The organism is Pseudomonas sp. MMS21 TM103 (genome assembly GCF_022132145.1).
Taxonomy (GTDB): domain Bacteria; phylum Pseudomonadota; class Gammaproteobacteria; order Pseudomonadales; family Pseudomonadaceae; genus Aquipseudomonas.
In genome coordinates, this window is record NZ_JAJISP010000001.1 from 472,454 (window position 1) to 484,483 (window position 12,030).

General features: G+C 55.5%; 9 protein-coding genes. 6 read left to right on the forward strand and 3 right to left on the reverse strand.

Annotated features, from left to right (window positions below; genetic code table 11):
- Positions 1–4: 4 nt before the first annotated feature.
- A protein-coding gene (locus LJY18_RS02185) for an IS3 family transposase (protein WP_238040090.1) occupies positions 5–1,092 on the forward strand; the annotation gives its coding sequence in 2 pieces (ribosomal slippage) (positions 5–257 and positions 257–1,092; 1,089 coding nt in all).
- A gap of 330 nt (positions 1,093–1,422) precedes the next feature.
- On the opposite strand, the gene LJY18_RS02190 is transcribed toward LJY18_RS02185, so the two are convergent.
- Together LJY18_RS02190 and LJY18_RS02195 are read right to left on the reverse strand one after the other, a co-directional pair.
- A complete protein-coding gene (locus LJY18_RS02190; protein WP_238040091.1) occupies positions 1,423–3,093 on the reverse strand; it encodes a UvrD-helicase domain-containing protein in 1,671 nt (556 codons plus the stop codon).
- Positions 3,090–5,012 carry an ATP-dependent nuclease gene (locus LJY18_RS02195; RefSeq protein ID WP_238040092.1) on the reverse strand — a complete coding sequence of 641 codons (1,923 nt, stop codon included), beginning with the start codon at positions 5,010–5,012 and terminating at the stop codon, positions 3,090–3,092. The genes LJY18_RS02190 and LJY18_RS02195 overlap by 4 nt, the downstream gene beginning before the upstream one ends.
- Positions 5,013–5,675: 663 nt before the next feature.
- Between LJY18_RS02195 and LJY18_RS02200 the strand changes: the two genes are divergently transcribed.
- From LJY18_RS02200 to LJY18_RS02220, 5 genes are all read left to right on the forward strand, one after another.
- On the forward strand, positions 5,676–7,541 hold the full coding sequence (locus tag LJY18_RS02200; protein WP_238040093.1) for a hypothetical protein: 1,866 nt from the start codon (positions 5,676–5,678) through the stop codon (positions 7,539–7,541).
- A gap of 450 nt (positions 7,542–7,991) precedes the next feature.
- The gene (locus LJY18_RS02205) at positions 7,992–9,041 is read left to right on the forward strand and encodes an adenosine deaminase family protein (RefSeq protein WP_238040094.1); all 1,050 of its coding nucleotides are present in this window, start codon (positions 7,992–7,994) and stop codon (positions 9,039–9,041) included.
- Positions 9,038–9,598, forward strand: a complete 561-nt coding sequence (locus LJY18_RS02210) for a non-canonical purine NTP pyrophosphatase (RefSeq protein WP_238040095.1) — start codon at positions 9,038–9,040, stop codon at positions 9,596–9,598. Before LJY18_RS02205 ends, LJY18_RS02210 begins: the two co-directional genes overlap by 4 nt.
- On the forward strand, positions 9,595–10,389 hold the full coding sequence (locus LJY18_RS02215; RefSeq protein ID WP_238040096.1) for an SIR2 family protein: 795 nt from the start codon (positions 9,595–9,597) through the stop codon (positions 10,387–10,389). The genes LJY18_RS02210 and LJY18_RS02215 overlap by 4 nt, the downstream gene beginning before the upstream one ends.
- 240 nt (positions 10,390–10,629) lie before the next feature.
- Positions 10,630–11,673, forward strand: a complete 1,044-nt coding sequence (locus LJY18_RS02220; RefSeq protein WP_238040097.1) for a hypothetical protein — start codon at positions 10,630–10,632, stop codon at positions 11,671–11,673.
- Between the two features lie 161 nt (positions 11,674–11,834).
- On the opposite strand, the gene LJY18_RS02225 is transcribed toward LJY18_RS02220, so the two are convergent.
- The gene (locus LJY18_RS02225) at positions 11,835–12,014 is read right to left on the reverse strand and encodes a hypothetical protein (RefSeq protein WP_238040098.1); all 180 of its coding nucleotides are present in this window, start codon (positions 12,012–12,014) and stop codon (positions 11,835–11,837) included.
- Between the last annotated feature and the right edge of the window lie 16 nt (positions 12,015–12,030).

Genomic DNA, 12,030 nt, shown 5'->3' on the forward strand with positions numbered 1-12,030 from the left:
TTGCGTGAAGACATCGCGTTTTTCGGACAGCCAAATCATCGCCATCCTCAAGCAGGCCGAGGCCGGCAGCCCAGTCCCGGAGCTGTGCCGCGAGCACGGCATCAGCTCGGCGACCTTCTACAAGTGGCGCGCCAAGTTCGGCGGTATGGACGCCTCGCTGATGGCCCGCCTGCGTGAGCTGGAGGAAGAAAACCGCCGGCTCAAGAAGATGTACGCCGAAGAGCGCCTGAAGGCCGAGATCATCCAGGAAGCCATGGCAAAAAAGTGGTGAAGCCATCTCAACGGCGAGAGATGGCGCAACAGGCCGTTCATTCTGGCCGGGTCAGTATCAAGCAGGCGTGCCTGGCCTTCGGGGTCAGCGTCACCTGCTATCGCTACCAGCGACGGTTGTCCTCGGAAAATGCCGAGATTGCCGATCACCTGATCCGGCTTACGCACAACCAGCGTAATTGGGGATTTGGCCTGTGCTTCCTATATCTGCGCAACGTGAAAGGCTACCGCTGGAATCACAAGCGGGTGTATCGGATCTATCGGGAGTTGGAGCTGAACCTGCGAATCAAACCGCGCAAATGCATCGTGCGGGAGAAGCCTGAGCCACTGGCGGTACCAGAGGCAATCAATCACTGCTGGTCGATGGACTTCATGCACGATCAGTTGGCCGATGGCCGCAGCTTCCGCCTGTTCAACCTGATCGACGACTTCAACCGCGAAGCCCTGGCCATGGACATCGACCTATCACTGCCGGCAGAACGCGTGGTGCGCGCACTGGATCAAGTGATCGAGTGGCGCGGCAAACCACAGACCATCCGTAGTGACAACGGCCCGGAGTACATCAGCAGTAAGCTTGTTCTGTGGGCGGAAAAGCACGGCGTTCGCCTGGAGTACATCCAGCCAGGAAATCCACAGCAGAACGCCTACGTCGAGCGCTACAACCGCACCGTGCGTTACGACTGGCTGGGGCATTATTTGTTCGAGTCGATCACCGAGGTGCAGGAACATGCCACTCGCTGGATCTGGACATACAATCACGAACGGCCAAACATGGCCCTGGGAGGCATCACCCCCAAACAGAAGCTGGCCCGCGCGGCCTAACCTCTACTTCTGGCGAGTACTAAAAATGGGGGGATTACCGTAGAGCTTTTGCATTAGTAGACCACTACAGTTGTTTCTACCAGCCGGGTCTGGAGTTGGGCGTGAAGCGCGTGTTTCCATGCGACCCCGGCAGCATAGCCCTTGAAGTGCTGAGGCGGATTCCAAACCAACTGAATCGCCCCTTTTTTCGTGGTCACCCACTGACCGGCTGCTTCTGGCCTTGAGGCGTCGGTCTCGACTGGCGGGAACCGGCCAAAAGTGGCCGTTCTCTGTGAGGGCTTTCGGCCCAAGCTCCATAAGGTTGATGAGCAGCATTCTAAGAATGCCTACTTAAAGATGCTGGCTGGTGAGATGTCGAACAACATGGCTCACAAACTCACCATGCGGGCTTCGTGCCTCATCCCATCTATTTTTCACGCATCTGGGTCGTGGGCGAAAATCCACAGTGGTGAGCACAAGTCGGTACTTGGCCCTCGAAACACCTACGAAGAACACACAACGCTCCTCGGCGAGCTTGCCCCAGAACGTCTGTTTCTCAACGCCGAGGACGATCACGGTATGAAATTCGAGCCCCTTACTCTTGTGCATAGTGAGGAACCGAACTGCTGAATCATCTGAAAGGCGTGCTAATGCTTTGATTAGATCAGGCTCGATTGCCAGATGTGCCCTGATACGGTCGCGAATATCACGGACAACCTCTACCAGGCGGGGCTTTGAACGGTAGTCGGCTGAGAGTGCTGTGACTGATGAGGTGCCCATGTTTTTGAGCAACTCGGAGGTCAGCGTCCACCATGATTGGTGCGGGGACTCAGCTTTGCGATCCTGCTTAACTCTCTTGAGATGAGCTAGGTAGGTCTCCTCGAAGATGCGAAGAGCGCTGCTGCGGCTGTCATCATCTTCAAAGGGCGCGAATTGCTCCATCAATCGTGACCATGCTCCAGGCTCGCCCTGGCCGTATAGACAAGTGAGATAGTCGACCACCAAGCGGACTGCTGGCTCTTTCAGCAGATCCTGAAGGTCGTGCTCGTTTCGATAGGAAATACCCCGCTCAGTGAGCTGCTGCATCAGTGACTCGCCATATTCTTCAACCTGGCGAGGCATCAAAATGGCGATTTCGCTGGGCGGAACATGTTCCTGCGTAATCCATTGCTGAATTAGGTTCACCAGAGCCTCAGCCTCTTCAGCTGAACTTGGAAAGTGCCCAGCCAAAATCTCCCCGCCTTCGCCTTGGGCGAGATCATCTGGCATCACTGCCGCGGCCTCGATCTCTCGGATGACATCGTTCTGCATTCGCAGCAGACTGGGCTGCGACCGGAAGTTTAGGAATAGCCTTAGCGGTCGTGCTTGAAAGTCATCAGCGTAGGTTTTGAAGATCCCATCGAGCGCTCCCGCCCACCCCATGATGGTCTGTTTGGTATCCCCTACGGCAGTAAGTATCGTCGGTGTGTCATGGAACAGCAGTTTGATCAATTCGTACTGATCTGCTGTGCAATCTTGGAACTCATCGAGGAACACGTGCGAATAGGTCTGGCGTATCGCATTGCGCGCAATCACGCTCTCTTTCACGATCCGGATGGCGAGCGGGAGAAGGTGCTTAAACGTGATCTGCTTGCCGCGGATGTAGTCAGGGCCAATTTCATAGTCTGGACTCAGGGCCTCGTCCACTAGGACTGGATGGAACCGGTCGATGATCCTCTTGGCAAAACCATGAAAAGTGACGCTGTCGAAGCGTGACGCGTAGTCCCAGCCACAACGAAGCTGCACCCGCTGCTTAAGGTTCCGGCTTGCGTCCGTCTTGAATGAGACAGCCAGGATACGTTTCGGGTAGCGGCATGCGTTCGTACGAAGAAGGAAGTCAGCTCGCTGCGCAAGCACCTCGGTTTTTCCCGCTCCAGGCCCGGCAGTCAGCACGACGGACTTTTCGCGCTCTTGAATAGCTTTCCACGCATTTTTTTCCAGCCGTATGCCTGGGGAGGGGCCCCAGCGTTCAGGCTTGATCATTCCGGCGACTCATCGAGGCGTGCGATGACTTGGTCTGCTAATCGGTTGAGTGATGCAGGCAGGCCAGCAAGAAGCTCCTCATCGGTGAGCCGTCCCAACGCGTTCAGGTGTGCAGCTGGTTTGCTGCTCAGTTTGAAAAGCTTGTGGTAAGCCGCAAACCAGCTCTGTTCCTCTTCGCTGTATTGACCTGGACTGAAATGGCTATCTCCCAATACCGTGGTATGGCTTTTCGGGGTCGCAGGGGCAGGTTCAGCCTCATAGGCAGCTGGGAAGGCACACAGCATGGAAAAATCGAGATCCAGAGGGTCGGAGAAGAAGACGTTTCGTTTTTCGAGCTCATTGAAGAGACTTACCTTCCCACTTTCGAACCAGTTATGAGTCCTCACAGGCGTATTGGGGTCGTTCCATTCATGGTACGGCCAGTCAGAGGGTAGGCTGTCTTGAGGGGCAAACTGGTCTAGCTGATTCCTTACATACTTCACGCGTCCCCAGCCTCCCTGATGACGACCTACGTCTAGATCCAGAAGCGTGATGTAAGGAGTGCCAATCGCCGCAAGCAGGCGCCAAAAATGGTTTACATGCCGACCACCCAACGGCGCAATTGCTACGGCAAACTCATCGACAGGTGCGCCTTTCGCCTGAAGGATTCTAGGGAGCACAATCTCTTCGCTATCTCCCTCTCCCAGAACTACCAAGCGAGCGAAATAGACCTCAGGAAAGGCTTGGACAGCCTCTCGAACAAACTTGTACGCGTCGGTAAGCTTCGGGGGAAGTTGAATAGTTGTGACGTGCGTACACCGATCACCATTGAGTCGAAGGTACCGAATGCTCTCAGGCTCAACCCGTCTAAGCATAGAAGGCGCTTGTGTTGCGATTAGAGCCTGGGCGTCGACGCCGACAGAGGACTTCAGTGAATTGACGATACGCCCTAGGTAGTGCGGCGAAAGGCTGTTCTCGGGTTCCTCCACAGCAAGAATCGTGAATGCCGGCGGTTTCAGCTTATGGGGATCAAAGGCCTTGTTCTTTCCGGATCTCACCTCCCGCCCTATCGTGAGCGCGGACAGCACTAGCGATAGGTAAAGCATGGATTTCTGCCCGTCGCTCAGGCGTGTAAAGTCCACCTGGTTCTCTCCATGCCCTGGGCTGAATGAGACGGTAAGGTGACGAAGCAATGCTTCGATTTCAGAGTTCTCAAAAGTCAGGCGGGGTGAGGCGAAGAAGTCCCCTTTGTGCAGGCGCTGCCAAGCAATGCTGAGGCTCGAACTCAGCGTTTTAACTGACTCGTTCTCGCTAAGGCACTCCGTGATTTGCTCCGTAAGATCTTTTATCGTCTCCCGGTCATCGCTCCAGTTGGCGGCACGTAGGAGCCTGCCCAGGAGTGCTGTCGCACCGTAGGCTACGTGATCGGAAGGGTCGCGCCTGGCAGGAAGGTAGTGGAGATGAATTGCGTCACGATGCCGCTTGGGAACCGTCTGGGTCGATACAGGCTTGTCTTCTTCATCAGTCTTGGTGACGAAGAGGAACCGCTCTTCGATCTCCCCATCTTCGTACATTGTTGCTTCTAGACGAAAGCGTACCCGCGGGAGCTCACCTGCTGTGCGCATCGCCATTTGTCCGAAGAACGGCGGCACTGTGTCGTGGTCCTCATCGTCGAGTGTTTCTTCGAACGTGAAGTCCGCTTCCAGCCAGAGCTGACGCTGTTCTGGCAGTTCCGCCTCGGTGGCAGGGACGTGAAAGTCTGAACGGCGGATTCGGCGCAAATTGGGGTCAAAAGCAAACATCCTGCAGAGCGCCTGCAGTGCGGCAGTTTTGCCCGCGCCATTGGGACCTAAGAGGTACGTTACATCCGAGAACGAAACCTCTTCCATGGTCGGTCCAAAGGATTGGAAGTTACTTACAAACAGACTGCACAGTCTCATCGTTCAGCTTCCCTTCTGATCTGTTTTTGGTTCGCTACTTTTAGGCCTGAAGGGCATGCGGATGACGCATCCGATAGCTTCCTGTTTGTATTCAGGGCTGTATTTCTTGCGCTTGGACATGAACACTCCTTTAGCTCGATGTGAGCTTACTCGAAAGTGTCCGTGTTAACGGGGTAGAACCCGAATGAGTTGGTCGGCAGTAGCATACAGGTGTGTTGAGTAGGGCTTTCTGTTGCATGCGTTAAGGACCGATATTCACCGTTTGCTAACGTCCGGTTTTGGCCGACTTCAGACTGTCACGGCTGGCAGTAGACGGCCATATACGGACTATCAAAGTGCCTGCTGCTGCAGCACCTAGGCGATGACAATCCAGTTCCAGCCCCGCACTAAGCCTTAGTCCCGCCCCGATATGGGGGCTGAAGCCTGACCTCAATGCTCACTTAATTTGCTGGCGCTTGCGCCACCGGACTCTCTGTGGCTATGCTACGGGCGTTCTCGAAAGGGCCCGCTGGAACTGGCCTGATCCAAGTGATACGTGAACAACTTACCCAGATCTTTGTTTCGGAAAGATCCAAAAAGGGCGGTTGCGCCCAGCGATCCAGCAGCGCCATTGCAGCCGTTATGCAGGTTCCCACCTGTGTCATCCCTTTCTGGAGCATCACCATGACACCGAAACGTCCCGTCGTCCGCCCGGTCGACTTCAAGAAATTCCATTCGATTGCCAAAATCTGCTTTGCAGATCTTCCTGAGTTCGACACCACCGACAAGCACAAGCTGAAGGATCTCTTCGCGCGTGCGCTCGGCTACACCAATGGTCTGCACGAGGCGCAGCAATGCGCTGAATCAGCACGACCACTCGCCGCCGGCAGTATCACTCGTTTTGATATCCAATACGCCGTTGCGACGGGGCTAAGTAAGCTCACGGGCCTGCCCCTAGACAAAGCAATGCGCCGCGCCATTCGCGCTCCACTGGAGCTACTGAGCATAGACAAGGCCACAGTTGAGTTCGCCGATGAATTGGCCGCTCGCAGTAGCACTGGGAAGTTGAGCGGTGCAGATAGGCATCGACTCGCGCTCAAACACGCCAGCACCGATAATCGCGGCGAACTGCTGGAAGCAGGCTCGCCTGGGTATCTGTTTGCTGTTCGCCCCGACGGCCTGTGCGTTGACTGGATGGAGCTTTCCGGCGTGATCAAAGCGCTGGAGGCCTCTGAAATGCCTTACCAGATTGGGAGAGTGGAGGCAGAGTCTTGGGTTTCGCTCTCCGAGCGGATGCGACAAGGCATGCGTATGCCGCTGCATGACTTGGTAGCACTGTTTGACGGAGATGGGGAGTACATTGGTTATGTGTTTCGCCACGCGGTTCATGGCGGCATCCTGCCAGACCTTATGGTCACAGCTGAGGATATCCACCAAGGCAAGATCGCCCTGCTGCTTGGAAAGCAAATACGACTCTCCGAGGGGCATAGTGTCTGGGGCGGAATGGGACGAGATGGTTCTCTTCCGATATTTGTCCTGAAAGATGGCATCACCCCGCCGAAACCACCTAGCGAGTCGTGGGATCGCCCCCAGGTTGACACCTCATACCTCGCTCCATTGCATGGAGTGACGGGCGATTACGAGCGCTACGTGAGGCTTAGCGGAGAGCAAGGCCAGAATATCTGGAGCCTCACTGGCAAACGTAAGGTTCGCCCCAGCATTGAAGACTTCAACGGGTACCGGCCGAACTGCACCTACCTAGAGACTGAAGACTGGTTAGGCCAGTCAGATGTCCCTCGGCTATTCACAGGGAGCACGGGCCGAGAGCTGCCTGACCGAGACAGATCGGATCCGTTCGGTCACAAGCAACTCACTTTTGTGCCGGAGTTCGCTCGTGAATTTCAACATGCTGCTGCTGGGCTGCTCGCCGATGAACTTGAAGAGTGCGATGTCATGCTCTCGACCTACGCTCGCGATGTACAGACGAAGTTTGATAGCGTCGACCCCGACAATTACCAACTTGTCGAGAACCTCGCCAAGTGTGCGCTGGGCGAATTAGCGCCTATTGCAAGCCTCACGGACGCCGCTTACCTAGCGATCTGTGATGAGCACCCGCTGTTCTCTCGGTTTGGCCCGTACACTTTCCGGCTTGCCCAGCAGCGCTGCGGTGCTGATTCGAGCCCTGGCCAGATACCAACAACCAGTATCCTGGCGGCACTGATCCTGTTGAGCGGGTGTGCTGCCACTGGCGATCCCGTTCCCGAAACAACAGCGCAGATCCAGTCTCTGGTACTGGGGCGCTGGATTGAGGGCCGGTGCACGCTGGAGGATATCCCTGCGTTGGCAGCAGAGTTCCAGTCGTACAAGGATAAGCTCGACAGGCAGGCCTCTCGCATTGCTGACCTGGACATGATTCTGGAGCATCGCACCAGGACGGATCGACGCGCTCGGGCGCTCCGCTATGCGTTTCTCTACGGCCATGTGATGTCCACTCGCGCCACACTCGGCGTAGACGAACCTGTACCAACAGCTAAATCGGTACAAGGTTGACCTATAGAGCCCCGAAAGGGGCTCTTTTTTACCGTTCTTTGCCCGTTACCTCTGGCAGCAATTGGCCGCTTGTTGCCTGTCGTGACAGGCCGTATGGATCGGTTGCGGTCATTCACGATTGGCCGCTTCCGACCGATTCTGTTGAAAAAGTCCTTTTACGATTTCTGCCCACAAAAGAGCGTTGCCTACGTTGAGATCTGAGCCGAACGGGAGACTGAACTGCCTTGGTTTTCACGCAGCAACGCTCAAGTCGTGCATTTTTTGAGCTCTGGAAAGGCTGCTCCGACCAAGACCGACTTTTTCAACAGAATCGACCCATTGCAGTCATTTGAGGCGCGAACAGGCCGTAACATCAGCAGAAGCTCTGGGAGCTGGGGTTGCCTTTCAACAGAGAGTTAGGATGTCTTTGACCGCGCAATGTGCTCGATAAGCAAATACCAAGGACAGCAATTGAACCAATGGCAATTTGATCTACCAGGGAGTCTGGCTGTAACCAGCGGGGACGAGGGGGCAGACCAAGACGGGGCAAGGGCAGTCGGCGTGCGCGACCGAGGAGAACTCCACCTGCACATGAATGGAGCGATTCCGGAATCGACAATTCGAGAGATCCTGGCCGACGAAGCAACGGTGTTGCCGTCTGGGTTCCTGATCGACCGGGACTTGCTTCGGCATACACCCTGCAAGTCGCTGGCGTCATACCTGTCCCCGTGGCAGGTGCTGCGGCTCTTTCCCAAAAAGCGCGAGAACCTGGATCGCATTTCCCTTGCGATCGTCGCGAGCCTCGTGGAGAACGGAGTACGCTTCGTCGAACTCCGAAGCAGCGTCTTGTACCTTGCCACGCTGCAGAAATGCTCGCCCACTCAAGCATTAGAACGCCTGATCGAATCAACCAGGGACGCCGCGCAGCGCCACGGCATTCGTCGCGGCCTGATTCTCACGGTGACGCGCGGCGACTATGGTGCGGTCGGCCTTTCCACACTTTTGCAGGCCTACCAGGATCTCGGTGAGCCGGACGATGTAGTGGGACTCGATCTTGCAGGCGATGAGGAAATTGCGTATCCAGTGGAATTGCCATCACTTTTTCGGGAGGCGAAAGATCGATTCGGACTTGGAATTACCATACATGCGGGCGAAACCGGTCGCGTGGAAAACGTACGGGCAGCCGTGGAATTGTTTGGCGCTGACCGCATTGGTCATGGGACAGCAGCTGGCAAGGATCCTCACTTGCTAGACCTCTTGGCAACGCAGGACATCTGCGTCGAAGTGTGCCCGATCAGCAACAGACTCACCGGCGCTGTTTCTGCCGACGAGGCCCATCCACTCCAGGAGTTCCGGCGATGCGGGGTTCCGTTCGTTATCTGCTCAGACAACCCAGCAATCCATCAGCGCGGGCTTGCGGACGATCAGGCGACTGCGATGGCCGAGGGCCTTTCCGCCAGTGAAATGTACCAGCAGTTCGAAGTAGCCAAGCGATACTCATTTATAGAGGATCTAGATTGAAAATCCGATTCATGTCTGGAAACAGGCACAAGGTCACCGAGGTGCAGCGGATCCTCGCCCCCATCGGCGTGGACATCGTGCCGGTGTCGAAGAAGATCGAGGAACTGCAGACCGAGGATGTCGACCGCTTAGTACGGGACAAGTTGACCAAAGCATTTGAGGCTATCGGTCGTCCTCTTTTCGTTGAGCACACAGGCCTCTACTTGAACGGCCTCAATGGACTTCCCGCGGGCTTGACTCAGATCTTCTGGGACAGGTTGGAGGCTGATCGTTTCGCCAACCTCGTTGCGGGACTCGGAGATGCCACCGTGACGGCGAAAACGGTACTCGGGTACTGTGATGGGCGCGAGATTCGCCTGTTTGAAGGCGCCATTGAGGGGACAGTGCCTCGCGTGCCGGCCGGTCCGGTGGACTTTCAATGGGACTGCGTTTTCGTCCCGAATGGGTACACCGAAACCTTCGCTGAAATGGGCGCGGCCAAGGACAATATTTCGATGCGTCGCAAAGCCCTTGACCAGTTCGCTGCGTACCTCAACTCTGTGAGAGGTATGAGATGAACGCCGAGTTGCTTCATGCACATCGCACCGACAAGCTGATGCTTTTTGTAGGCGCCGGAGTGTCTGCCAATCTCAACTTGCCTACTTGGAGCGAGCTGACAGCGCACATTGCTAAGGAACTGGGCTATGACCCAAAGATTTTCTCTACTTACGGCACGCCGCTAGCGCTTGCGGAGTACTACAAGAGGAAAAAGGGGAGTCTAGGTCCGCTTCGAAGCTGGATGGATCGCGAATGGCACAAGCCCAGCACAGATATTTCCAAGTCCGAGATCCATCGACTGATCACCCTTGGAAGATTCTCGCGGATCTATACAACGAACTACGACCGATGGCTGGAAATCGCCCATGACACGTTCGGCGTCCCGTACGACAAGGTCGCAAGCGTGGCCGACCTTGTATCCGTCGCAGAAGGCCGTCGTCAGATTGTGAAGTTCCATGGAGACTTCGATGACGACGCATCGATCGTCCTCGACGAGACCAGTTATTTCCAGAGGTTGAATTATGACTCTCCGCTGGACATCAAGCTCAGCAACGACGTCCTAGGGAATTCAGTCCTCTTCATCGGATACAGCCTGACCGACATCAACATCCGACTCCTGTTCTATCGACTGACAGAGATGTGGGGGCGCTCGGCCCTCTCATCTGCCAGGCCAAAGTCCTACGTGTTCACGAATCGACCGAACCCAGTCGCACAGGAGGTCTTGGGCCAGTGGGGAATCGAGATGATTGTTTCGGAGGATGACGACCCTAAGAAGGCGCTCACGGATTTCCTTCAGGAATTGGTGAGCTAGGCAAGTCTAGTCACGAGCTTGAAGGTTTAGCCCAACAGGCTCACGAGTCGACGTACCGTTTTCTGCGCAAACCATGCCTAACGGTGAGGCGGATATGGTTAAAGTCCGCTTGGCTCAAATGCTCAATCCGCTTAGGTAGGTGTGAGTAAATGTGGCTGGGTAGTGGATGCACTCAACGGGTGAGTACACTGTTCGGATGAGATCAGACGAACGGGCATAGCGTGATAAGGAATACCATGTATGGCGCCACAGATCCTCAAGCCAAGGCTTGATGCCGAGAAGCTGCGAGAGAATGCTCTTACTTCCATCCGGCTGGGTGTTGAAGACTTCGAGCGTTGCCGGGCGCCTGGTGACGGTGGCGATCCAGCCCGAGCGCTCTCGGCGATTCGGAACCTTTTCGCAGGAGTCCTTCTCCTCTTCAAATACAAAATCGCAACCTGCGTCGAAGCCCCCGATGATGCCGAGGCCCTAATCTTCAATCCTCCTGAGGTTATGCCCCATCCAGATGGAAATGGAGGTATTCATTGGGGACCGGTGGGCAAATTCAGGAATACCACGATCGATGTAGTGACGATACGAAAGCGCTTTGAGACTTTTGAGATCGAGGTCGATTGGGATGTGATTGAGAAGCTGCAGTCCTGCCGGAACCACCTTGAGCACCTCCATCCTGCGCATACTTTAGGTGAGGTCGCCGATTTCGTGGCGGAGTTGTTTCCAGTGCTCCAAGATTTCATTCAAACGGAACTGGGGGAAACACCCGCTGACATCCTCGGAGCGGCCTGGCAGACCATGCTGCTGCATCACAATTTTTTTGTGGAAAACACGCAGCGATGTGCTGATGCCTGGGCTGAGGCCTGCGTACCTGAGGGGATGGATACTTGGCTGAAAGCGTGCAAATGCCCGCAGTGTGCTTCGACCCTGCTAGCTCCCTTCCAAGCGAATTTGGACAATGGAGACACCGTTGAGCACAACGATGACAAATTTACGGCCGAATGTATTGCCTGTGGCCATTCGCTGCTAATAGCTCCGCTCATGATCAATGCAATTGAAAAAGACCATGGCTACGACCCACGCTCCGGCGAAGAGCCCACTTTAGAGAGCTGCGACCAATGTGGCCGGCGCGCATTTATAGTTCCCGATCAAGCTTGCCTATGGTGTGCCGGTGAACTCGAATACACAGAATGTGAAGACTGTGAGGAAGGACTGGGCCAAGAAGACCAAGACAACGGTGGGCGATGCTCCTATCACGCCCATGCATATGAGAAGTTCATGCGGGAGGATTGAGGCAGATGGAACCAGCCTTGCTCAGTGCTCCCCGAGTAATGCGGGTACTTTTCGAAAGGTGACCGGCAGAAACCGGCCAAAAGCAGACTTATTGCCTTAGCCACTTTGCCCCGAGATGAGACTCGGAGGCGTCTACGGAACTAGGGGCGATTCAGTAAGCCCTATTCATCCCCGGCAGCACACGTCGATCCTGCGAGAGCGCCAGCCGGTTCTAGCTCTTTTCCGCGTTGCGCAGCAATTTTGAAAAGCCGGCTGGTGCCATTCGGTTTCGCAAAAGCTTGCAACGCTTCCCTCTCAAACTGGGCCATCAGCGCATACTTTGCAGTCTTCTTTTTGCGCATATCACACCTCCGATGT